18 protein-coding genes are annotated in these 22,809 nt (G+C 70.4%); 13 read left to right on the plus strand and 5 right to left on the minus strand.

Translation table 11 applies throughout. From position 1 onward, the window contains the following. The first annotated feature begins 82 nt into the window (after positions 1 to 82). The 3 genes from gcvT to gcvP are packed head-to-tail and all read left to right on the plus strand — an operon-like array spanning position 83 to position 4,710. Positions 83 to 1,378 (plus strand): glycine cleavage system aminomethyltransferase GcvT, encoded by a 1,296-nt coding sequence (gcvT, locus tag FFA01_RS05490; RefSeq protein ID WP_146853796.1) that lies wholly within the window; start codon positions 83 to 85, stop codon positions 1,376 to 1,378. 30 nt (positions 1,379 to 1,408) lie between these two features. Further along, the gene (gene gcvH, locus FFA01_RS05495) at positions 1,409 to 1,786 is read left to right on the plus strand and encodes a glycine cleavage system protein GcvH (protein ID WP_146853798.1); all 378 of its coding nucleotides are present in this window, start codon (positions 1,409 to 1,411) and stop codon (positions 1,784 to 1,786) included. Then, positions 1,783 to 4,710, plus strand: a complete 2,928-nt coding sequence (gcvP, locus tag FFA01_RS05500; protein WP_146853800.1) for an aminomethyl-transferring glycine dehydrogenase — start codon at positions 1,783 to 1,785, stop codon at positions 4,708 to 4,710. Before gcvH ends, gcvP begins: the two co-directional genes overlap by 4 nt. A gap of 308 nt (positions 4,711 to 5,018) precedes the next feature. Here the strand turns inward: gcvP and FFA01_RS05505 are convergent, their stop codons facing one another. Then, on the minus strand, positions 5,019 to 5,804 hold the full coding sequence (locus tag FFA01_RS05505) for a CPBP family intramembrane glutamic endopeptidase (RefSeq protein WP_146853802.1): 786 nt from the start codon (positions 5,802 to 5,804) through the stop codon (positions 5,019 to 5,021). 234 nt (positions 5,805 to 6,038) lie between these two features. Here FFA01_RS05505 and FFA01_RS05510 point away from each other — a divergent pair, with 234 nt between their 5' ends. The 6 genes from FFA01_RS05510 (at position 6,039) to FFA01_RS05535 (ending at position 14,133) form a co-directional block, all read left to right on the plus strand. Beyond that, positions 6,039 to 7,670 (plus strand): peptide ABC transporter substrate-binding protein, encoded by a 1,632-nt coding sequence (locus FFA01_RS05510; RefSeq protein ID WP_146853804.1) that lies wholly within the window; start codon positions 6,039 to 6,041, stop codon positions 7,668 to 7,670. 147 nt (positions 7,671 to 7,817) lie between these two features. Further along, on the plus strand, positions 7,818 to 8,747 hold the full coding sequence (locus FFA01_RS05515; RefSeq protein ID WP_146853806.1) for an ABC transporter permease: 930 nt from the start codon (positions 7,818 to 7,820) through the stop codon (positions 8,745 to 8,747). Further along, a complete protein-coding gene (locus tag FFA01_RS05520) occupies positions 8,737 to 9,693 on the plus strand; it encodes an ABC transporter permease (protein WP_146853808.1) in 957 nt (318 codons plus the stop codon). Before FFA01_RS05515 ends, FFA01_RS05520 begins: the two co-directional genes overlap by 11 nt. Further along, positions 9,690 to 11,447: a dipeptide ABC transporter ATP-binding protein gene (locus FFA01_RS05525; protein WP_146853810.1), complete on the plus strand. Its 1,758-nt coding sequence runs from the start codon at positions 9,690 to 9,692 to the stop codon at positions 11,445 to 11,447. Before FFA01_RS05520 ends, FFA01_RS05525 begins: the two co-directional genes overlap by 4 nt. A 141-nt stretch (positions 11,448 to 11,588) precedes the next feature. Further along, positions 11,589 to 13,499 (plus strand): translational GTPase TypA, encoded by a 1,911-nt coding sequence (gene typA / locus FFA01_RS05530; protein WP_146853812.1) that lies wholly within the window; start codon positions 11,589 to 11,591, stop codon positions 13,497 to 13,499. Between the two features lie 118 nt (positions 13,500 to 13,617). After that, a complete protein-coding gene (locus FFA01_RS05535) occupies positions 13,618 to 14,133 on the plus strand; it encodes a hypothetical protein (RefSeq protein ID WP_146853814.1) in 516 nt (171 codons plus the stop codon). Between the two features lie 43 nt (positions 14,134 to 14,176). On the opposite strand, the gene efeB is transcribed toward FFA01_RS05535, so the two are convergent. From efeB to efeU, 3 genes are read right to left on the minus strand one after another with little or no spacing between them, the layout of a single operon-like run. Then, a complete protein-coding gene (gene efeB / locus FFA01_RS05540; protein ID WP_146853900.1) occupies positions 14,177 to 15,466 on the minus strand; it encodes an iron uptake transporter deferrochelatase/peroxidase subunit in 1,290 nt (429 codons plus the stop codon). Continuing rightward, on the minus strand, positions 15,463 to 16,659 hold the full coding sequence (gene efeO, locus FFA01_RS05545; RefSeq protein ID WP_146853816.1) for an iron uptake system protein EfeO: 1,197 nt from the start codon (positions 16,657 to 16,659) through the stop codon (positions 15,463 to 15,465). Before efeO ends, efeB begins: the two co-directional genes overlap by 4 nt. Continuing rightward, positions 16,656 to 17,531, minus strand: a complete 876-nt coding sequence (efeU, locus tag FFA01_RS05550; protein ID WP_146853819.1) for an iron uptake transporter permease EfeU — start codon at positions 17,529 to 17,531, stop codon at positions 16,656 to 16,658. The genes efeO and efeU overlap by 4 nt, the downstream gene beginning before the upstream one ends. A 155-nt stretch (positions 17,532 to 17,686) precedes the next feature. Here efeU and FFA01_RS05555 point away from each other — a divergent pair, with 155 nt between their 5' ends. From FFA01_RS05555 to FFA01_RS05565, 4 genes are read left to right on the plus strand one after another with little or no spacing between them, the layout of a single operon-like run. Next, the gene (locus FFA01_RS05555; RefSeq protein WP_146853821.1) at positions 17,687 to 18,997 is read left to right on the plus strand and encodes a PIG-L family deacetylase; all 1,311 of its coding nucleotides are present in this window, start codon (positions 17,687 to 17,689) and stop codon (positions 18,995 to 18,997) included. Next, a complete protein-coding gene (gene fdxA / locus FFA01_RS15880) occupies positions 18,994 to 19,314 on the plus strand; it encodes a ferredoxin (RefSeq protein ID WP_167627294.1) in 321 nt (106 codons plus the stop codon). Before FFA01_RS05555 ends, fdxA begins: the two co-directional genes overlap by 4 nt. A gap of 8 nt (positions 19,315 to 19,322) precedes the next feature. Next, the gene (gene dapC / locus FFA01_RS05560; RefSeq protein ID WP_167627295.1) at positions 19,323 to 20,423 is read left to right on the plus strand and encodes a succinyldiaminopimelate transaminase; all 1,101 of its coding nucleotides are present in this window, start codon (positions 19,323 to 19,325) and stop codon (positions 20,421 to 20,423) included. Positions 20,424 to 20,439: 16 nt separating this feature from the next. After that, a complete protein-coding gene (locus FFA01_RS05565) occupies positions 20,440 to 21,735 on the plus strand; it encodes a citrate synthase (RefSeq protein ID WP_146853825.1) in 1,296 nt (431 codons plus the stop codon). 97 nt (positions 21,736 to 21,832) lie between these two features. Here the strand turns inward: FFA01_RS05565 and dapD are convergent, their stop codons facing one another. After that, entirely contained in the window at positions 21,833 to 22,801 is a 969-nt protein-coding gene (gene dapD / locus FFA01_RS05570; protein ID WP_146853827.1) for a 2,3,4,5-tetrahydropyridine-2,6-dicarboxylate N-succinyltransferase, read from the minus strand. Between the last annotated feature and the right edge of the window lie 8 nt (positions 22,802 to 22,809).

Here is a 22,809-nt window from a genome sequence, read left to right on the forward strand (position 1 = left end):
GGGCCCACCCCCGTCGTGCAGGTGCTGCACGGCATCGTTCCCGGCCGGCGAGACCCGCGGCCGGGCCGTCCCCAGGAGTCAGATGTCCGACGCAGCCTCGAACCTGCCCGCCGCCCCCGGCCCGAACGACGACGAGCTGACCGACTCCGCGCCCGCGGACCCGACCGTCACGGGCGACGTCGTCACGGGCGACGACGGCACCGAGGGCATCGCCACCGGCCCCGGGGCGGGAGATCTCGACGTCGTCGAGGATCCGCTCGAGGCGGACGCCGCCGACGACGAGCGCTTCAGCCCGCTGCACGACGTGCACGTGGCGGCCGGCGCGAGCTTCACCGACTTCGCGGGCTGGCAGATGCCGGTCCGCTACAGCTCCGACCTCGCCGAGCACCACGCCGTCCGCAGCGCGGCCGGGCTCTTCGACCTCTCGCACATGGCCGAGATCGCGGTGACCGGCCCGGAGGCCGGCGTGTTCCTCGACCGCGCGCTCGCCGGCACCCTGTCGTCCATCGCCGTGGGCCGCGCCAAGTACTCGCTGCTGCTCAGCGACACCGGAGGCATCCTGGACGACCTCGTCGTCTACCGCCTCGACGACCACGACTTCCTCGTCGTCGCCAACGCGGGCAACCGCGACGCCGCGTTCTCCGCCCTCGCCACCCGCGCCTCCGGATTCGACGTCACCGTCGACGACGAGAGCGACGACACCGCCCTGATCGCCATCCAGGGCCCGGAGTCCGAGGGCGTGCTCGACGAGCTCGTGACGAGCGATCGTCTGCAGCCCGACGCGCCCCTGTCGGCGCTCCGCTACTACCGGGTCCTCCAGGGCACCTTCGACGACGCCCCCGTGCTCATCGCCCGCACCGGCTACACCGGCGAGGACGGCTTCGAGATCTACCTCGATCCCGAGACGGCGCCCGCCCTGTGGACGGCGCTCGCCGAGGCGGGCGCCCCCCGCGGCGTCGTCCCCGCGGGGCTCGCCAGCCGCGACACGCTCCGGCTCGAGGCGGGGATGCCCCTCTACGGTCACGAGCTCGGTCTCGACGTGCGGCCGGCCCAGGCGGGTCTCGGTCGCGTCGTCGACACCTCGAAGGACTTCGTGGGCAAGGCGGGCGTCGAGCCCGCCCCCGACGCCCGCGTGCTCGTCGGCCTCGCCCTCGAGGGTCGTCGAGCCGCTCGAGCCGGCTACCCGGTGGTCGCCGACGACGGCACCGTCGTCGGCGAGGTCACCAGCGGCGCGCTCTCGCCCACCCTGGGCCACCCCGTCGCCATGGCGTTCGTCGACCCCGACGTGGTCGACCGCGGCCCGGCCCTCGCGGTCGACGTGCGCGGCACGGCGATCCCCGCGACCGTCGTCCCCCTCCCGTTCTACAAGCGCTCCTAAGCCCTCACACCCTTCTCGAAAGGCTCCGGCATGACCGATCTCAGCACCCTCCGCTACACCGCCGAGCACGAATGGCTGCTCATCGACGGCGACACCGCCACCGTCGGCATCACCGACTACGCGGCCGAGAAGCTCGGCGACGTCGTCTACGTGGATCTGCCCGCCGCGGGCACCGAGGTCGAGACCGGCAAGGTCGTCGGCGAGATCGAGTCGACCAAGTCGGTCGGCGAGCTCTTCGCGCCCGCGCTGGGCACGGTCCTCGAGGTCAACGACGCCGTCGTCGACAGCCCCGACCTGGTCAACAGCGACCCGTTCGGCGACGGCTGGCTCATCAGGATCACCCTCGCCTCGGCCGACCAGGTCGGCCTCCTCTCGCGCGACGAGTACGTCGCCCTGACCGCCGAATGAGCCTCGAGCAGACGGGCGGGTCCGTCTTCGGCGAGTGGTCGGGCCGAGCCGCTCACGGCTTCGTCGACCGCCACATCGGCACGACCTCCGACGACCAGGCGGCCATGCTCGCCGTCGTCGGACACGACAGCGTCGAGTCGCTCGTCCGGGCCGCCGTGCCCGACAGCATCCACGCCGCGTCCGGTGCCGAGAGCACCATCCCGGCCCCGATCGGCGAGAAGGAGGCGCTGGCCGAGCTGCGATCGCTGGCCGACCGGAACCGCGCCTCCCGCACCCTCCTCGGCCTCGGGTACTACGACACCGTCACGCCCGCCGTCATCCAGCGGAACGTGCTCGAGAACCCGAGCTGGTACACGGCGTACACGCCCTACCAGCCCGAGATCTCGCAGGGGCGTCTCGAGGCCCTGATCAACTTCCAGACGATGGTGGCCGAGCTGACCGGTCTGACCACGGCCAACGCCTCGATGCTCGACGAGGGCACGGCCGTCGTCGAAGGCATGCTGCTCGCGCGGCGGGCCTCGAAGGCGACGTCCGACGCCTTCGTCGTCGACTCCGACGCGTTCCCGCAGACGAAGGCCCTGCTGGCCGGTCGGGCGGCCGCCGTCGGCATCCGTCTCGTCGAGCTCGACCTCGCCAGCACCGACCCGGCCGAGCTGCCCGAGTCGTTCGGGCTCTTCGTCCAGTACCCCGCGGCCACGGGCTCGGTCCGCGACCTCGAGCCGCTGGTCGCCGCCAGTCACGCCCACGGCGGTCTCGTCGTCGTCGCGGCCGACCTGCTCGCGCTCACGCTGCTGCGCGCCCCCGGCGAGTTCGGCGCCGACGTCGCCGTCGGCACCAGCCAGCGCTTCGGCGTGCCGATGGGCTTCGGCGGTCCGCACGCGGGCTACATGGCGGTGCGCACCGGTCTCGAGCGGCAGCTGCCCGGGCGCCTGGTCGGCGTCTCGCAGGACGCCGACGGACAGCCCGCGTACCGGCTCAGCCTGCAGACCCGGGAGCAGCACATCCGCCGCGAGAAGGCCACGTCGAACATCTGCACCGCCCAGGTGCTGCTGGCCGTGATGGCCTCGATGTACGCCGTCTACCACGGCCCCTGGGGGCTCCGCCACATCGCCTCCCGGGTGCACGGACACACCGCCGACCTCGCCGCGGCCCTGGCGGACTCCGACCTCGAGATCGAGAACGACACGTTCTTCGACACCCTCCAGGTGTTCGCCTCGGGGCGCGCCGAGGCCCTGGTCTCCGCCGCTCGCGAGCGCGGGTTCCTGATCCACCTGGTCGACGCCGACTGCTTCCGGCTGTCGTTCGACGAGACCACCACGCACGACGACGTCGTGGCCGTGGCCGAGGTCCTCGGGCTCGAGCTGCCCGCGGGCGACAGCCCCTCCGGTCTACCGGACGATCTGCTGCGCACGAGCGACTACCTCACGCACCCGGTGTTCCGCACCCACCGCAGCGAGACCAGCATGATGCGCTACCTGAAGCACCTCGCCGACAAGGACTACGCGCTCGACCGCGGCATGATCCCGCTCGGCAGCTGCACCATGAAGCTCAACGCGGCCACCGAGATGGCCGCCGTGACCTGGCCCGAGTTCGCCGCCGTGCACCCCTTCGCACCGGCCGACGACGTCGCGGGCTACCTCGATCTGATCGGCCAGCTCGAGGGCTGGCTCGCCGAGGTCACGGGCTACGACACCGTGTCGCTGCAGCCCAACGCGGGGAGCCAGGGCGAGCTCGCGGGTCTGCTGGCGATCCGCGGCTACCACCTGGCCAACGGCGACGCGGACCGCACCGTGTGCCTGATCCCGCAGAGCGCGCACGGCACGAACGCCGCCAGCGCGGTGCTGGCCGGCATGCGCGTCGTCGTCGTCGCCTGCGACGAACGCGGCAACGTCGACCTCGACGACCTCCGGGCCCGGGTCGCGGCGAACGCGAGCGAGCTCGCGGCGCTGATGATCACCTACCCGTCGACGCACGGCGTCTACGAGCACGACATCCGCGACATCACCGACGCGGTCCACGAGGCCGGCGGACAGGTGTACGTCGACGGGGCCAACCTCAACGCGCTGCTCGGATTCGCCCGCTTCGGCGAGTTCGGCGGCGACGTGTCGCACCTGAACCTGCACAAGACCTTCTGCATCCCCCACGGAGGCGGTGGTCCCGGGGTCGGACCGGTCGCGGCGAAGGCCCACCTCGCTCCCTACCTGCCGGGCCACCCGATGGCGCAGCAGGCCGATCGACGGACCGGAGCCGCCCCCGCGGCGGCGGGCGAGCGCCTCGCCCACGCGGGCGTGCCGGTCTCGAGCGCCCCCTACGGGTCGCCGAGCATCCTGCCGATCAGCTGGGCCTACGTGCGGATGATGGGCAGCGAGGGTCTCGCCCAGGCCACGGGTGCCGCCGTGCTGGCCGCGAACTACGTCGCCGTCCGCCTGCGCGATCACTACCCGGTGCTGTACGCGGGCGAGGGCGGGCTCGTCGCGCACGAGTGCATCCTCGATCTGCGTCCCCTCCGCGACGCCACGGGTGTGACGGTCGACGACGTCGCGAAGCGACTGGTCGACTACGGCTTCCACTCGCCGACCATGTCGTTCCCGGTCGCGGGCACCCTCATGGTCGAGCCGACCGAGAGCGAGGACCTCGCCGAGATCGACCGGTTCGTCGACGCGATGATCGCGATCCGCGCCGAGGCCGAGCAGGTCGCCTCCGGCCGGTTCGCCGTCGAGGCGAGCCCGCTGCGGGGCGCCCCGCACACGGCCGAGTCGGTCATCTCGGGGGAGTGGTCGCACGACTACACCCGCGACGAGGCCGTCTATCCGGTCCGGTCGCTCGTCCGAGGCAAGTACTGGCCGCCCGTGCGTCGCATCGACCAGGCCTGGGGTGACCGGAATCTCTTCTGCGCCTGCCCGCCGGTCGAGGCGTTCGCCTGAGCCGGTCCGTCCGCTCGTCGTGCTGGGGAGCCTCCGACCCTCCGATCCCGTCGGAAGGCCGGAGGCTCCCTTCCGGTCTCCCCGGGTGCCGGACGCCGAGCGGCGCGGAGGGCGCTCACGTACCGGAGTCCGTCCCGAATGACGCCCGGAGAGACGGCCTGTGTCGGTCTTCGGACCCCGTGTGGCGAGTCCGTGACTCCATTAGGCGCGTCCCCCGAACAGGTGTCAAGGGGTGACGGTGATCCGTCGCTGAGGAGCGTCTGCGATGCGGCGTGTCGGGCGTCTCGACGGCAGGGGCGAGGGCTGGGTCAGGACGGCAGTCCGAAGAACGACGGGAACGTCGCCGCGGCCCAGGGGTACCCGATGAAGACGGCCGAGTCCATGACCACGTGGGCGACGACCAGCGGCAGCACGCGGCCGAAGCGGGTGTAGAGCCAGCCGAAGACCAGGCCCATGACCACGTTGCCGACGAACGCGCCGAAGCCCTGGTAGAGGTGGTAGCTGCCGCGGAGCAGAGCGGCACCCACGATGATCGTCCACGGGCGCCAGCCGAGGTCGCGCAGTCGCGCGAACAGGTAGGCGACGACGATGACCTCCTCGGTCAGGCCTGCTCGCAGCGCCGAGAGCACGAGCACGGGGACCGTCCACCAGTGCTGCGAGAGGTCGGTCGGCACGACGGTCACCGTCAGGTCGAGGGCCTTGCCGACCAGGTAGAGGCCGATGCCGGGGACGCCGATGGCGAGGGCGAGTCCGAGCCCGCCGAGCACGTCGCGTCCGCTCCGCGAGAAGTCGACGCCCAGGCGGGCGAGGTGCGGACGGCCGGTCTGCCAGAGTAGGAACGCGACCAGGGCCACGGGCACGAGGTCGAAGAGGACCGAGAGCAGCTGGTAGATCAGGTCGAACACCGCCCGGTCGCTGAGCGAGGAGTTCAGCGTGGCCGTCTGCTGGGACAGCGCGGTCCGCTGCGTGAGACGGTTCACGATCGACACGATCGAGTAGACGGCGGAGGCTCCGAGCGAGAGTCCGAGGACGATCGCGATCTCGACCCGGAGGCGCGCACGGCTCTCGGGGACGACGGCCCGATCGAAGGTCATGCGCGGATAATACCTGCCACGTGTCTGATTTCTCGCAGCAGAATCATGCGCAATTCGCGGCCTCGGCGCAACGATCCGCATGGTGACGCAAAGATCCATCGAATTGGTTTCCGTCGTGTAACCGTTCGCCCTGAGGTTTGGAGAAGGCTGAAGACGGTGCTTAGGGTCGTCTCATCCAACGTGGCGCGACTCATGGGGAGTCGTGCTGCGTCCTTTCTTGCATCAGGAGGAACATTGAAGAAGACGCGCATGGGCCTCGGGTCCGTCGCCGTCGTGGGGGCGGCAGCACTCGTCCTCACCGGTTGCACCAGCGGCAACGGCGGAGACTCCGGCGACGCCGCTCCCTCGGGCAACGCCGACGCCATCATCACCACCAACGGCAGCGAGCCGCAGAACCCGCTGGTCCCGTCGAACACCACCGAGACCGGTGGCGGGAAGATCATCGACTCGATCTTCGCGGGCCTCGTCTCCTACGACGCCAAGGGCGCGACCGAGATGGACGTCGCCGAGTCGATCGAGTCCGACGACAACCAGCTCTGGACCGTCACGCTGAAGGACGGCCAGACGTTCACCGACGGCACCCCGGTCACCTCCGAGTCCTTCACCGAGGCCTGGAACTGGGCCGCTCAGGTCAGCAACAAGCAGAGCGCCTCGTACTTCTTCGACGACATCGAGGGCTACGACGCCGAGGCCGACAGCGACCTCTCGCTCGAGGTCGTCAGCGACACCGAGTTCACCGTGCAGCTCTCGGCTCCCGAGGCCGACTGGCCGCTGCGTCTGGGCTACTCGGCCTTCTCGCCGCTGCCCGCGTCGTTCTACGACGACGTCGACGCCTTCGGTGAGAACCCGATCGGCAACGGCCCGTACAAGCTCGACGGCGAAGGCGCCTGGACCCACAACCAGGGCATCGACCTCGTCACCAACGCCGACTACGACGGCCCGCGCAAGCCGGTCAACGGCGGTCTGACGATCACGTTCTACACGACGCAGGACGCCGCGTACTCCGACGTGCTCTCGGGCAACCTCGACATCCTCGACCAGGTCCCCGACACCCAGTTCGCCTCGTACCAGAGCGACTTCCCGGACCGCTTCGCGAACCAGCCGGCCGCGATCTTCCAGTCGATCACGATCCCGCAGTACCTCGAGCACTTCGACGGCACGACCGAAGAGGGCAAGCTGCGTCGTGCGGCGATCTCGCTCGCGATCAACCGCGCCGACATCACCGACGTGATCTTCCAGGGCACCCGCACCCCGGCCAAGGACTTCACCTCGCCCGTCATCGACGGCTACAGCGAAGACCTGAAGGGCGCCGACGTGCTCGACTACGACGCCGACCGTGCGAAGGACCTCTGGGCCCAGGCCGACGAGATCTCGCCCTACGGCGACACCACGTTCACCATCGCCTACAACTCGGACGGCGGCCACCAGAACTGGGTCGACGCCGCGTCGAACAGCATCGCCGACACGCTCGGCATCAAGGCCGCCGGTGAGCCCAAGCCCACCTTCGCCGAGCTGCTCGACCAGGAGGACAACGACGCCATGACCGGCGCCTTCCGTTCCGGATGGCAGGCCGACTACCCGTCGCTGTTCAACTTCCTCGCACCGCTGTACCAGACCGGCGCCGGTTCGAACTACGGCCGCTACACCAGCGACGAGTTCGACGGCCTCCTCAAGGAGGGCGCTGCCGCGACCTCGGTCGACGACGCGAACGCGAAGTTCCAGGAGGCGCAGGAGGTCCTGCTCGTCGACCTGCCCGTCGTGCCCCTGTGGTACTCCAACGTGACCGGCGTGTGGGCCGACACGGTCGACAACGTGCAGTTCGGGTGGAACTCGGTTCCCCTGTTCTACGAGGTCACCAAGCAGTAAGGGTCGCTCCCGACGAGACGAACGTCTCGATCAGCACTGCCGAGGGGTCCGGGCGGGTTATCCTGCTCCGGGCCCCTCTGCGGGCGTCCACCACCCTCTCTCCATGATTGCGACATCCATGCACGCGCAGAAAATCGAGGCGGCCTGATGCTCTGGTACACCGGCCGGCGCCTCCTCCAACTGATCCCCGTCTTCTTCGGGGCGACGTTCCTCATCTACTTCATGGTCTTCGCGCTCCCGGGTGATCCGGTCGCAGCGCTCTTCGGCGAGAAGCAGCCGAGCCCGGCCGTCATCGAAGCCATCCGGGCCGAGTACAACCTCGACAAGCCGTTCATCGTGCAGTACCTGCTCTACATCGGCGGACTGTTCACGGGTGACCTCGGCACGACCTTCTCGGGTCGCCCGGTCATCGACGAACTGGTACGGGCGTTCCCGATCACCTTCCGCCTCGCGATGCTCGCGCTGCTCTTCGAAGCGGTCGCCGGCATCCTCGTCGGCCTCTACGCGGGTCTCCGCAAGGGCAAGATCTTCGACAACAGCGCGCTCGTCGTGTCCCTGCTGCTGATCTCGATCCCGACGTTCGTCATCGGGTTCGTGCTGCAGTACGTCTTCGGCATCCAGCTCGCTCTGTTCCGCACCACCGTGAGCTCGCAGGCCCCGTGGAGCGAGCTCGTGCTGCCGGCGATCGTGCTCGCCTCGGTGTCGTTCGCGTACATCGTCCGCCTCACCCGCGCCTCCGTGGCCGAGAACATGAGCGCCGACTTCGTGCGGACCGCGACGGCCAAGGGCCTCACGCGTCGCCGCGTCGTCGGCGTGCACATCCTGCGCAACTCGCTCGTGCCCGTCATCACCTACCTCGGTGTCGACATCGGGTCCCTCATGGTCGGTGCGATCGTGACCGAGGGAATCTTCAACATCCAGGGCGTCGGCGGCACCGTGTACCGAGCCATCCAGCTCGGCGAAGGGCCGACCGTCGTGTCGTTCGTCGCGGTGATGGTCATCATCTTCATGTTGGCCAACCTGCTCGTCGACCTTCTCTACGCCGTTCTCGACCCGAGGATCCGCTATGCCAAGTAACACGACACCGGGCCTGTCGCCCGACCACTTCGTCGCCCCCCTCGACGAGACGCCGCTGAAGGCCGTCGACGCCGTCGACGAGACCGAGAAGCCCCGCTCGAGCTGGAACGATGCGTGGGACGCCATGAAGACGCGTCCGCTGTTCTGGATCTCCGCGGTGCTGATCCTCTTCGTGATCGTCGTCGCGGTGTTCCCGCAGCTGTTCACCAGCACGTCGCCCAACTCGGGCGCGAGCCTCCCCGACAGCAACGGACCGGCCGAGTCGGGTCACCCGATGGGCTTCACGCTGCAGGGACTCGACGTCTACGCCCGGGTCGTCTACGGCACCCGCGCCTCCCTGACCGTGGGCCTGCTCGCCACCGTGATCGTCACCCTCGTGGGTGTCGTCATCGGCTCGCTGGCCGGCTACTACGGCGGCTGGCTCGACGCGATCGTCTCGCGCATCGGCGACATCTTCTTCGCGATCCCCACCGTCCTCGGCGCGATCGTGCTGATGTCGGTCCTGCCCTCGCGGACTCCGCTGACCGTCGCCCTGGTGCTGTCGCTCTTCGCCTGGCCGCAGATCGCGCGCATCATGCGCGGCTCGGTGCTCGGCGCCAAGAGCAGCGACTACGTCATGGCATCGGCCGCGCTCGGCGTCTCGCGCTTCCGCATCCTGCTGCGTCACGTGGTCCCCAACGCCATCACCCCGGTGATCGTCGTCGCGACCGTCTCGCTCGGGACGTTCATCGTGGCCGAGGCCACCCTGTCGTTCCTCGGGATCGGCCTGCCCGGAACCGTGATGTCCTGGGGCAACGACATCAACTCGGCGCGCTCCTCGCTCCGCGTCGCGCCGATGCCCCTGATCTGGCCGGCCGCCGCCCTCTCGGTGACCGTCCTGTCGTTCCTGATGATGGGCGACGTCGTGCGCGACGCCCTCGACCCGAAGGCGAGGGCTCGTCGATGACCTCCACCTCCACCCGTCCCGAGTCGGCGAGCACCGCCTCCTCGCAGACCCCCCTCCTCGAGATCAAGGGTCTGAAGATCGGTTTCAAGACCCAGTCCGGTTACGTCGACGCCGTCCGCGGCGTGGACTTCACGATGATGCCGGGCGAGCGCCTGGCGATCGTCGGCGAGTCCGGCTCCGGCAAGTCGACCACCGCGACGTCCATCATCGACCTGCTGCCGGGAGCCGGCGAGGTCACCGGCGGCCAGATCCTGTTCGAGGGCAAGGACCTCACCAAGGTCGGACCCGCCGAGATGCAGGCCATCCGCGGCCGCGAGATCGGCTACGTCCCGCAGGACCCGATGTCGAACCTCAACCCGGTGTGGAGCATCGGGTTCCAGGTCGAGGAGGCGATCCGCGCGAACGGGATCGCCACCGGCAAGCAGGCCGTCCGCGCCCGGGCCGTCGAGGTGCTGAAGGAGGCCGGCCTCGGCGACGCCGACCAGCGTCTCAAGCAGTTCCCGCACCAGTTCTCGGGCGGCATGCGCCAGCGCGTGCTGATCGGGATCGGCCTGTCGTCGCGGCCCAAGCTGCTCATCGCCGACGAGCCGACCTCGGCCCTCGACGTCACCGTCCAGCGTCGCATCCTCGATCACCTCGAGACCCTGACCCGCGACTACGGCACGTCCGTGCTCTTCATCACGCACGACCTCGGTCTCGCCGCCGAGCGCGCCGAGAAGCTCGTCGTGATGTACAAGGGCCAGGTCGTCGAGTCCGGTCCGTCGAAGGAGATCCTGGCGAACCCGCAGCACCCGTACACGCAGCGTCTCGTGGCCGCGGCGCCGAGCCTCGCGAGCCGGCGCATCCAGTCGACGATCGAGCCGACGCACAGCCACGCGGGCGAGGTCTCCGCCGAGGGCGCCGACGACGCCGAGCTGATCGCCCGCGCCCAGCAGCGCGAGGAGCTCGGCAGGAAGAACGCCTCGTACATCCAGGTCGACAACCTCTCGAAGGTCTACCGGATCCGCCAGGGCGGGTTCAAGACGACCGAGCTGAAGGCCGTCGACGAGGTGTCGTTCGCGATCCCCCGGGGCACGACCATGGCCCTCGTCGGCGAGTCCGGCTCGGGCAAGTCGACCGTGGCGAAGCTGGTGCTGCAGCTCGAGTCGATCACCTCCGGCACGGTGCAGATCGACGGACAGAGCGTCGGAGCGCTGAAGGGCAAGGAGCTCTTCGACTTCCGTCGCCGCGTCCAGCCCGTCTTCCAGGACCCGTACGGCTCTCTCGACCCGATGTACAGCGTCGGCAACACGATCGCCGAGCCGCTCGTCACGCACGGGATCGGCGACCGCAAGAGCCGCCAGGCGCGGGTGCACGAGCTCCTCGACCAGGTGTCGCTGCCGGTCTCGATGGTCAACCGCTACCCGGGCGAGCTCTCGGGCGGTCAGCGTCAGCGGATCGCCGTGGCGCGGGCCCTCGCGCTCAAGCCCGACGTGATCGTGCTCGACGAGGCCGTCTCGGCCCTCGACGTGCTCGTGCAGGGCCAGGTGCTCGACCTGCTCACCGACCTGCAGACCGAGCTGGGCCTGACCTACCTCTTCATCACGCACGACCTCGCCGTCGTCCGCCTGATCGCCGACAACGTCTGCGTCATGCAGAAGGGACGCATCGTCGAGGCGGGCACCACCGACGAGATCTTCGCGAACCCGGCTCAGCAGTACACGCGCGAGCTGCTCGAGGCCATCCCCGGCGCGAACTTCGAGTTCGGACGGTAGGCGCCTCGCGCCTCCCCGGACGAGGGCCTCTCCGCCGTGCCGACCGCACGGGGGAGGGGCCCTTTACCACGTGCCGTAGACTGTTGTCGCCGGGCTCTGACCCGAGCACCTCCCCCTCCGCTTCTCGTAAGGAATACATCCATGGCGACTGCCATCCGCAGCGACCTGCGCAACGTGGCGATCGTGGCCCACGTCGACCACGGCAAGACGACTCTCGTCGACGCCATGCTCAAGCAGACCAACTCGTTCGACGCCCACTTCGACACCGAAGACCGCATGATGGACTCGAACGAGCTCGAGCGCGAAAAGGGCATCACGATCCTCGCGAAGAACACCGCGGTGCTCTACAACGGTGCCCACGCGACCGACGGCCCCATCACGATCAACGTGATCGACACCCCCGGCCACGCCGACTTCGGCGGAGAGGTCGAGCGCGGCCTGTCGATGGTCGACGGCGTCGTGCTGCTCGTCGACGCGTCCGAGGGCCCCCTGCCCCAGACGCGCTTCGTGCTCCGCAAGGCCCTGGCGGCCAAGCTGCCCGTCATCCTGCTGGTCAACAAGACCGACCGCCCCGACGCCCGCATCGACGAGGTCGTGGCCGAGTCGCAGGATCTCCTCCTCGGTCTCGCGAGCGACCTGAGCGAAGAGGTCGAGGATCTCGACCTCGACGCGATCCTCAACGTGCCGGTCGTCTACGCCTCGGGCCGTAACGGCGCCGCGTCGACGAACAAGCCCGCCGACGGCTCGCTGCCCGACAACGACGACCTCGAGCCGCTGTTCGACGCCATCCTCACGCACGTGCCGGCGCCGACCTACGACGACGAGCACCCGCTGCAGGCGCACGTCACCAACCTCGACGCCTCGCCGTTCCTCGGACGCCTCGCGCTCCTCCGCGTCTTCCACGGCACCCTGAAGAAGGGCCAGACCGTCGCCTGGGTCAAGCAGGACGGCACCACGGTCAACGCCCGCATCACCGAGCTGCTCATCACGAAGGCGCTCGACCGCTACCCGGCCGAGAGCGCGGGCCCCGGTGACATCGTCGCCGTCGCCGGCTTCGACACGATCACCATCGGCGAGACCCTGTCCGACCCGGAGGACGTCCGGCCGCTGCCGACCATCACGGTCGACGACCCCGCTATCTCGATGACGATCGGCACCAACACTTCGCCCCTCATCGGCAAGGTCAAGGGCCACAAGCTCACCGCGCGCATGGTGAAAGACCGACTCGACCGCGAGCTGATCGGTAACGTCAGCCTCAAGGTCGTCGACATCGGACGCCCCGACGCGTGGGAGGTCCAGGGCCGTGGCGAGCTCGCCCTGGCGATCCTGGTCGAGCAGATGCGCCGCGAGGGCTTCGAGCTCACCGTCGGCAAGCCGCAGGTCGTCACCCGTCGCGACGAGAACGGCAAGCTGCAGGAGCCCTTCGAGCACATGACCATCGACGTGCCCGACGAGTACCTCGGCGCGATCACGCAGCTGATGGCCGCCCGCAAGGGACGCATGGAGAACATGGCGAACCACGGCTCGGGCTGGGTGCGGATGGAGTTCATCGTCCCCTCGCGCGGCCTGATCGGCTTCCGCACGCAGTTCCTCACCGACACGCGCGGCACCGGCATCGCCAACGGCATCAGCCACGGCTACGGCCCCTGGGCCGGCGAGATCTCGACCCGCACCAACGGCTCGATCATCGCCGACCGCTCCGGTGTGGTGACGCCCTTCGCGATCATCAACCTCCAGGAGCGCATGTCGTTCTTCGTCCAGCCGACCGAAGAGGTCTACGAGGGCATGGTCGTGGGCGAGAACTCGCGCGCCGACGACATGGACGTCAACATCACCAAAGAGAAGAAGCTGACCAACATGCGTCAGTCCACGGCCGACAACTTCGAGTCGATGACGCCCTCCAAGGTGCTGTCGCTCGAGGAGTCGCTCGAGTTCGCCGGCGACGACGAGTGCGTCGAGGTCACCCCCGACGCGATCCGCATCCGCAAGGTCGAGCTCGACGCGTCGGCTCGCCAGCGCAGCACCGCTCGCCTGAAGAAGCAGAACGCGTAGCAGCACTCGGTCACCCCGTGACGCCCAGGAGGCGGTCCGCATCCGTGCGGGCCGCCTCCTTCGTGCATCCTCCGCATGTTCTGCGCGGCCGCCCAGTCATCGCCGCTACCCTCGCCTGGTGCCGACCCCCACCACGATCCTCGCCCGTTCCGCCGCCGCGCTCGCCCTGGCCGCGGGCCTCGTCGCCGGGCTGACTGCCTGCGGAGAGGGCTCGCCCGTCGACAACATCGTCGGCGGGGCCATCGACAGCAGCGTCGAGGGTCTCACCGGCACCGTGCAGCAGGCGGTCGAGGACGCCGCGGACGAGGTGCTCGGCGGTGCCGGCATCACGACCGACGGGACGCTGCCCGAGTCGTTCCCGGCCGAGGTGCCGCTCGTCGAGGGCACCGTGCGCGGGGGCGGCGCCGGTCCCGACGGGTCCGGCTGGGTCGCCCAGGTGACGGTGTCGGGCGCCGACCGGTTCGCCGCCGCGCAGCAGCGGCTCGAGGCGGCGGGCTACACCGGCAGCGGGGTCGACTCCGACGCCGACAGCGGGTTCGGCACCTTCACCGGCTCGCAGTACCGCGTCGTGCTGACGGTCGGCACCGACGCCGACGGGGTCTCCACCGCGACCTACGTCGTCACGCCGGTCTGACGTCGTCGGCCTCCGTCGGATCGCCGTTCCGGACGCCGTTGGCTCACGCGAAGAGGGTCTCGCCCACCCAGCCCCCCTCGGACGCTCCCGGCGGGATCGCGAAGATCGCCGAGCCGACGTGCTTGACGTACTCGCTCATCCGGTCGCTCCGCGCCAGCGCCTGCTGGATCGGCACGAACTGCCGTCGCGCGTCGCGGTTGAAGCAGAGGAAGAACAGTCCTGCGTTCAGGCGCCCGAGCTCGTCGTTGCCGTCGACGAAGTTGTAGCCCCGGCGCAGCAGCGTGGCCCCGTCGTTGTTCCGCGGGTGAGCCAGGGCCACGTGCGAGTCGGGGGCGATCGCGGGGCCGCCCCCGTCGGTCGCGGCGACGGTGAAGTCGGGCTCGGTGAACTCGGTCCCGCCCGACAGGGGTGCCCCCTCCGCCTTGTCCCGCCCGATGACGGTCTGCTGCTCGCCGAGGGAGGCGTGGTCCCAGGTCTCGATCGTCATCCGGATCTTGCGGGCGACGAGATAGGACCCGCCGGCCATCCACCCGGCGCCGTCTCCGGCCGCGGCCCAGACGCCCTCGTCGACGGCTGCGGTGTCCTCGGCCTTGACGTTGGCCGTGCCGTCCTTGAAGCCGAACAGGTTGCGCAGCGTCGTCTGGCCCCGGGTGGTCGACGAGGTCCGGCCGAAGCCGAGCTGCGACCAGCGGAGGGAGGCGCGGCCGAAGGCGATGCGCGAGAGGTTGCGGATCGCGTGCACCGCCACCTGGGGGTCGTCGCTGCACGCCTGGATGCAGAGGTCGCCCCCGCTGGCCGCCTCGATCAGCTGGTCGCCCGAGAAGTGCGGCAGTTCGATCAGGGCAGGGGGTCGCCTCGAGGCCAGGCCGAAGCGGTCGGTCCCGTCCGCGGTCGTGAACAGGGTCGGGCCGACGCCGATCGTCACGGTGAGGCCCGCGGCGGGCAGGCCCCGTGCCTCCCCGGTGTCGTCGGGAGGCGCGGCGAGGCTTCCGCCGGTGGCTCCCGTCGGGCTCACGTCGAGTCCCGCCGTGAGCCGGGAGGCGGCGTAGCTCCAGTCCTGGAGCAGCTCGATCAGCTCGTTCCGGGAGACCCCGTCGGCGACGTCGAAGGCGGCGAAGTGCAATCGGTCCTGCGCGGCGGTGACGATGCCGGACTGGTGGCGTCCGAAGAACGGGTACGAGGCGGAGGCCCCCGACGACCCGCCGGCGTGGGCGGTGACGGCGCGATCGGCTCCGACGCCGAGCCCCAGTCCGAGCACGCCGGCGCCGACGCCGGTCCCGACGAGGCCGAGCAGGCCCCGTCGCGACAGGCCGCTGCTGTCCGTCACCGTCAGGCGACCAGCGCCGACGTCAGCCTGCTGAGCGGCTCGCTGAGCGCGTTGACGGCGTCCGAGAGCTTCTTCTTGTCGGCGTCGGTCAGCTCGGTGTACGAGGGGTAGCCCGCGTCGAGGCTGCCGTAGCCGGCCAGGAGCGTCTCGACCTTCGTCAGCTGCGCGTCGATCGAGGTGGCGAGCTCGGGGTCCTTCTCGTCGACGATGTCGCGGACCCCGTCGAAGGCGACGCGGGCGCCCTCGAGGTTGCCCTGGAAGTCGTAGAGGTCGGTGTGCGACCAGATCTCCTCCTCGCCGGTGATCTTGCCCGTCGCGACCTCGTCCATCAGACCCACGGCGCCGTTGGCGATCGTGTCGATGCCGACGGTGAAGTCGCTCGCGGTGACCTCGTCGTAGAGGTCCGCCGTGTCGCTCGTCAGCAGGTCCGCGTAGTGCGCGCGCTCGTCGGCCGTCAGGGGGACGTACGCCGCGCCTCCGTTCTCGTCCGCCGAGGGCTGCCAGAGGTCCTTCTCGATCCGGTGCCAGCCGGTCCACTCGGTGCCGGGCTCGACGTCGGCCTCGCGGAAGTCGATCTTCGGGTCGAGGTCGCCGAACGACTCGGCCACCGGCTCGATGCGCTCGTAGTGCGCCCGCGCCGACGGGTACAGCGACCGGGCCTTCTCGTCGTCGCCGGCCGTGTATGCGGCGAGGAACTCGTCGGTGGCCGTGACGAGCTGCCCGGTCTGGTCCTTCACGTAACCGACGTAGGCGGTCGCCGCGGCGTCGATCCGCTCCTTCTCGCTGCCGGTCGCCTCGACGGCCGTGCCCGAGTCGGTCACCGTGAAGGAGGCGCGGACGCCTTCGCCGACGAGGCCCGGGACGCAGGCGGTGTAGTAGTCGCCTGCCGGGACCGAGACGGTCATCGACCCGGTGGTGCCCGGCCCGATGTTCTCCTTCTCGCTGATGATCCGGAGGCCGTCGTCGGCGAGCAGCTCGAACTCGCTGTTGTCGCTGCCGTTGTTCGTCATGGTGAACGTGACCGGACCGCTCGGCACCGAGGTGGTCGAGAGGGAGCACCCGTCGTCGGTGCCGTCGACCGTGACCGCGGTGGCCGCGGACGATCCCGCGGGGGCGTTGGCGACGCAGCCGGTGAGGGCGAGGGCCAGTGCGGCGAGGCCGGAGGCGACGGCGAGGGGGCGGAGGGGGCGAGGGGTCATTCGGAGGCTCCTGCGGTGCGGTGGACGAGAGACGGGGAGGCGGGGGCCGAGGGCGAGGGCCGGCGGGGCCCCCGGCGTCGGGTCGCGCGGACGACGAGGGGCACGACGACGATCAGGTAGACGAGCCAGGCGGTCAGCTGGAGCCAGCTGGGCGCGGGCGTGAAGCCGACGAGCCCCTGCAGCAGCGTGCCCACGGGGCTCGTCGGCGGGATGGCGGCGCTGACGTCGAAGGCCAGGGAGGCGCGGCCGGGCAGCACGCCCGCCTCCTGCAGATCGCCGACCCCGTACGCCAGCACGCCCGCGGCGACGACCACCAGGAAGTACCCCGTGACGGTGAAGAAGCGTCGGAGGTCGATGGCCATCACGCCGCGGTGGATCGCGACGCCGATCGCGACGGCGCTCAGGATGCCGAGGAGCGCTCCGATCATCGGGGTGGCGCCGCCGCCGGTGGACTGCACGGTGGCCCAGACGAACAGCGCCGTCTCGATGCCCTCACGACCCACGGAGAGGAACCCCAGGGCGACGATCGCCCACGCCCCGCCCGCGAGGGCGCGATCGAGGCCCGACTCGAGCTCGCCCTTGAGGCTCCTGGCGGTGCGGGCCATCCAGAAGACCATCCAGGTCACGAAGCCCACGGCGACGATCGAGAGGCCGCCGCCGATCAGCTCCTGGGCCTGGAACGTGAGGCCGTAGGCGCCGAAGGTGAGCAGTGCGCCGATGCCGAGCGACAGGACGACGGCGGCGGAGACGCCGAGCCAGAGGCGGGGGAGCACGTCGGGGCGCCCGACCTTCACGACGTAGGCGACGAGGATGCCGACGACGAGGGCGGCTTCGAGGCCCTCTCGGAGTCCGATGAGGTAGTTGGCGAGCATGGAGCGGCTTTCGGGTGGTGGACGGCGGGGGCGTCACCGTCGGCGCCACGGGGTCCGGCGCGGGTACCGCACCGAACAGTTTGGTTAGGCTAACCTTGCTAAGGGTGGCCTAACGAGGATCGACCATAGTGTCGCGCGGCATATCCTGTCTAGTGATGACTTACTTCGGCACGCCTGCGGGCGACGGACGCGTCCCCTCGCCGGCTCCCCGCGCCGAGAGGGTGCTCTTCGTGCACGCCCACCCCGACGACGAGACCATCGCGACGGGGGGCACGATCGCCACTCTGCTCGATGCGGGTGCGAGCGTGACGGTCGTCACCTGCACACGCGGCGAGCTGGGCGAGGTCATCCCCGACGACCTCGCCGCCCTCCGCGACGACGAGGCGGCGCTCGCGGTGCATCGCGAGGGCGAGATCGCCGCGGCGATGCGCGACCTCGGCGTCCGGGACCACCGGTTCCTGGGCGACCCCGAGGCGCGGACGCAGGGCCTGCCGTCGCGTGTCTACCGCGACAGCGGCATGGTCTGGCGGGCCGACGGGGTCGCCGGTCCGACGGCCGACCTGCATCCGGCCGCGTTCTGCGCCGCCGAGTTCGGAGAGATCGTCTCCGACCTCTCGGCCGTCGTCGAGTCCGTCCGTCCGACGGCCGTCGTCTCGTACGACGACGACGGCGGCTACCACCACCCCGACCACGTGCGGGCGAATCGCGCCGCCGTGCGCGCCGCGCGGCTCGCGGGCGTGCCGTACTTCGCCGTCGTCGCGGGCGCCGACGAGGCGACGGGCGCCGAGGCGGAGGCTCTCCGGGACGACCCCTCGGTCGTCACGATGGACGTCCGTCCGGTGACCCCTCGCACGGTGTCCGCCCTCCGTCGCTATCGGACGCAGGTCGAGGTCGTCGATCTGCCCGCCGGTGCCGCGGGCATCCGCTACCCGCACGGTCACGTCGCGCGACTCCCGGCGTCGGAGTCGTTCCGGTTCGTGCCCGACCCCGACGAACTCGCCCCGCTGCCCAGGGGCACGTCCGAGCTGCACGACATGGGCGTCGGCGGTCGGATCGGCACCTGTCTGCTCGCTGTGGCGGCGGGCGCCGTGTTCGGCTCCATCGGCACGGTCGCGCACCAGGGCTCGGCCTCGATCGCCGGGGCCGTCGTGCCCACGGGGCTCGTGATGTCCGTCGTGATGGCGGCGGCGCTGCTCGTCGGCTTCCGTCAGATCTTCCGATCGCGCATCGTGGTCGCGGCCGTGGCGCTCGGCCTGCTGGGGGCGACCGCGCTCTTCTCGCAGCCCGGAGCGGGCGGGTCGGCGCTCGTCCCGGCGAACTTCGCGGGATACGTCTGGACCTTCGGGCCCGTGCTGATCGCGATGGTCGTCCTGGCGTGGCCGTTCCTCGACCGCGGAGCGGAACCGCAGCGTCGTCACGATAAGATGGACGCTCTGCCCGACGCGAAGGGAACACCCCAGACGTGACGTACGTGATCGCACTTCCCTGTGTGGATGTCAAAGACCGTGCCTGCATCGACGAATGCCCCGTCGACTGCATCTACGAGGGCGAACGCTCGCTCTACATCCACCCCGACGAATGCGTCGACTGCGGCGCCTGCGAACCCGTCTGCCCGGTCGAGGCCATCTACTACGAAGACGACCTGCCCGACAAGTGGGCCGACTACTACAAGGCCAACGTCGAGTTCTTCGACGACCTCGGCTCGCCCGGCGGCGCCGCGAAGGTCGGCGTGATCGCGAAGGACCACGCCGTCATCTCGGCACTGCCGCCGCAGGCCCAGTAGGCACGGGCGTGGCGCTCGTCCTGCCCGAGTTCCCCTGGGACTCCCTCTCCGGCCACGCCGCCACGGCGCGCTCGCACCCGGGTGGGATCATCGACCTCTCCGTCGGATCGCCCGTCGACCCCACCCCCGAGGTGGTGCGCGAGGCTCTCTCCACGGCCACCGACGCCCACTCCTATCCGCAGGTCGCCGGCACCCCGGCTCTCCGGGCGGCCATCGCCGAATGGTACGGGCGTCGTCGGGGCGTCCACGGCCTCGACGACTCGTCCGTCCTGCCGACCATCGGCTCCAAGGAGCTCATCGCGGGCATGGCGCTGTGGCTCGGTCTGGGGCCGGGGGACACCGTCGTCCATCCCGCGAACGCCTACCCGACCTACGCGCTGGGGGCGGCCCTCGTGGGGGCCGAGGCGCTGGCCTCCGACGACCCCGCGGCCTGGCCCGAGTCCTCACGGCTGATCTGGCTGAACAGTCCGGGCAACCCCGACGGCTCCGTGCTGGGCGTCGAGCAGCTCCGCGCCGCCGTCGAGCGCGCCCGCGAGCTGGGCGCGGTCATCGCCGGCGACGAGTGCTACGCCGAGCTCGGCTGGGAGGGCGAGTGGTCGTCGACGCCCACGCCGTGCATCCTCGACCCGCGCGTCGTGGGCGATCGCCTCGACGGCGTGGTCAGCGTCTACTCGCTGAGCAAGCAGTCGAACCTGGCCGGCTACCGCGCCGGCTTCGTCGCCGGCGACCCCGCCGTCGTCGCGCAGCTGCTCGCCGTCCGGAAGCACGCCGGGCTGATGCTGCCCGCGCCGGTGCAGGAGGCGATGCGGGCCGCTCTGGGCGACGAGGAGCACGTGGCCGCCCAGAAGGACCTCTACCGGGCACGACGGTCGGCGCTGGCCCCGGCCCTCGAGGGAGCGGGATTCCGCATCGACCACAGCGAGGCGGGCCTCTACCTCTGGGTCACCCGCGACGAGGACGCCTGGCGGAGCGTGTCCTGGCTCGCCGAGCGCGGCATCCTCGTGGCGCCGGGCTCGTTCTACGGCGAGAGGGGCGCGCGGCACGTCCGGGTGGCCCTGACGACCACCGACGAGCGCATCGCCGCGGCCGTGGAGCGTCTCAGCAGCTGACCGCTAGGCTGACGGCGTGACTGACACTGCCAACGACGCCCAGAAGGCCACGCTGCAGTTCCCGGGGGGAACAGCCGAGTTCCCGATCGTGCCGAGCACCGAGGGTGCCTCGTCGATCGACATCTCGACGTTCACCAAGCAGACCGGTTTCACGACGCTCGACAACGGCTTCGTGAACACCTCCACCGCCCGCAGCAAGATCACCTACATCGACGGTGATCAGGGCATCCTGCGCTACCGGGGCTATCCGATCGAGCAGATCGCCGAGAACTCGACCTATCTCGAGACGGCCTGGCTGCTGATCTACGGCGAACTGCCCACCGCCGACGAGCTCGCGGGCTTCGACGCCCGCATCCGACGCCACACGCTGCTGCACGAGGACCTCCGGCGGTTCTTCGACGCCCTGCCGCACTCGGCCCACCCGATGTCGGTGCTCTCGAGCGCGGTCGGCGCGCTCGGCACCTTCTACGAGGGCTCGATGAGCACCTCCGACCCCGAGCAGGTCGAGCTGCAGACCATCCGGCTGCTCGCCAAGCTCCCGGTCATCGCGGCGTACGCGCACAAGAAGAGCCTCGGGCAGGCGTTCCTCTACCCCGACAACTCGCTCAGCTTCGTCGACAACTTCCTGAAGCTGAACTTCGGCACGATGGCCGAGCCCTACGAGGTGAACCCCGTGCTCTCGAAAGCCCTCGAGCGCCTCCTGATCCTGCACGAGGACCACGAGCAGAACGCGTCGACGTCGACCGTCCGCCTGGTGGGCTCGACGCAGGCGAACATGTTCTCGTCGATCTCGGCCGGCATCAGCGCGCTCTACGGGCCGCTGCACGGCGGCGCCAACGAGGCCGTGCTGTCCATGCTCGCCGACATCAAGAACAGCGGACAGGGCGTCGAGCGCTTCGTCGAGCGCGTCAAGAACAAAGAAGAGGGCGTCAAGCTCATGGGCTTCGGCCACCGGGTCTACAAGAACTACGACCCGCGCGCGAAGCTCGTGAAGGAGAGCGCCAACGAGGTCCTCTCCGCCCTCGGCGTCAAGGACGACCTCCTCGACATCGCGATGGAGCTCGAGGGCATCGCCCTCGCCGACGACTACTTCGCCGAGCGCAAGCTCTACCCGAACGTCGACTTCTACACGGGCGTCATCTACAAGGCCATGGGATTCCCGCCGCGCATGTTCACGGTGCTCTTCGCCATCGGCCGCCTGCCGGGCTGGATCGCGCACTGGCGCGAGATGAACGCCGACGCGACCACGAAGATCGGCCGCCCTCAGCAGCTGTACCTGGGTTCGACCCAGCGCGACTGGCCGCAGCGCTAGAGCTCGCCGCGACCGAGGACGGGGCGGGACGCCGACAGGCGTCCCGCCCCGTTCCGCGTTCCGTCCGTCCGCGGACCGTCCGTCCGCGATGCGGACGTCAGGCGTGCAGCTGCGAGTTGAGCGTGATGCCGTGGCCCTTGCGGGGCAGGACCTCGACGGCGCCGGTCAGCGAGTTCCGGCGGAAGAGCAGTCCGGGTCGACCCGAGAGCTCGACGGCCTTGACGGTCTGCGGCGAGCCGTCGGACGTCCCGGTGCCGCCGACCACGACGACCTTCGTGCCCGCGGTCACGTAGAGTCCGGCCTCGACCACGGTGTCGTCGCCGATGGAGATCCCGATGCCGCTGTTGGCGCCGAGCAGGGCCCGCTCGCCGATGGTCACCCGCTGCGCACCGCCCCCCGAGAGGGTCCCCATGATGGAGGCGCCGCCTCCGATGTCGGACCCGTCGCCGACCACGACGCCCTGCGAGATGCGTCCCTCGACCATCGAGGTGCCGAGCGTCCCGGCGTTGAAGTTGACGAACCCCTCGTGCATCACGGTCGTGCCCGGCGCCAGGTAGGCGCCGAGCCGGACGCGCGACGCGTCGGCGATCCGCACCCGATCGGGCGAGACGTAGTCGAGCAGCCGGGGGAACTTGTCGATCCCGGTCGTCGCGATGCCGGCGCGCTGCAGCGCGGGCCGCATGCGGGCGAAGTCGGTCGGGTGCACGGGGCCCGCGTTCGTCCAGGTGACGATCGGCAGGTGCCCGAAGACGCCGTCGAGGTTGATCGTGTTCGGCGCCACCAGGAGGTGGCTCAGCAGGTGCAGCCGCAGGTAGGCGTCGGAGGTGGACGCGGGAGGCGCGCTCAACTCGATCTCGACCGTCACCGGCACGAGGTCGACGGCTCGGCGGGCGTCGGGGCCCGCGGCGTCGGTGATCTCGGCCGGCACGAGGGCGGGGTCGCGGTCGGCGGGGAGCCGGCCCAGCGAGGGGGAGGGGAACCAGGTGTCGAGCGTGGTGCCGTCCGTGGAGACGGTCGCGAGTCCGTAACCATGGGCGTGGGTGGCGGCGGAGGCGTCAGAGGTCATACCGCCAA

This window comes from Frigoribacterium faeni (assembly GCF_007988805.1).
Taxonomy (GTDB): Bacteria; Actinomycetota; Actinomycetes; order Actinomycetales; family Microbacteriaceae; genus Frigoribacterium; species Frigoribacterium faeni.

Coding starts and splice junctions, on each gene's coding strand:
- FFA01_RS05525 (WP_146853810.1), top strand. CDS start 9,690: ATGACCTCCACCTCCACCCGTCCCGAGTCGGCGAGCACCGCCTCCTCG.
- FFA01_RS05555 (WP_146853821.1), top strand. CDS start 17,687: ATGACTTACTTCGGCACGCCTGCGGGCGACGGACGCGTCCCCTCGCCG.
- dapD (WP_146853827.1), bottom strand. CDS start 22,801: ATGACCTCTGACGCCTCCGCCGCCACCCACGCCCATGGTTACGGACTC.
- FFA01_RS05515 (WP_146853806.1), top strand. CDS start 7,818: ATGCTCTGGTACACCGGCCGGCGCCTCCTCCAACTGATCCCCGTCTTC.
- typA (WP_146853812.1), top strand. CDS start 11,589: ATGGCGACTGCCATCCGCAGCGACCTGCGCAACGTGGCGATCGTGGCC.
- efeU (WP_146853819.1), bottom strand. CDS start 17,531: ATGCTCGCCAACTACCTCATCGGACTCCGAGAGGGCCTCGAAGCCGCC.
- FFA01_RS05520 (WP_146853808.1), top strand. CDS start 8,737: ATGCCAAGTAACACGACACCGGGCCTGTCGCCCGACCACTTCGTCGCC.
- gcvP (WP_146853800.1), top strand. CDS start 1,783: ATGAGCCTCGAGCAGACGGGCGGGTCCGTCTTCGGCGAGTGGTCGGGC.
- efeO (WP_146853816.1), bottom strand. CDS start 16,659: ATGACCCCTCGCCCCCTCCGCCCCCTCGCCGTCGCCTCCGGCCTCGCC.
- gcvH (WP_146853798.1), top strand. CDS start 1,409: ATGACCGATCTCAGCACCCTCCGCTACACCGCCGAGCACGAATGGCTG.
- FFA01_RS05505 (WP_146853802.1), bottom strand. CDS start 5,804: ATGACCTTCGATCGGGCCGTCGTCCCCGAGAGCCGTGCGCGCCTCCGG.
- gcvT (WP_146853796.1), top strand. CDS start 83: ATGTCCGACGCAGCCTCGAACCTGCCCGCCGCCCCCGGCCCGAACGAC.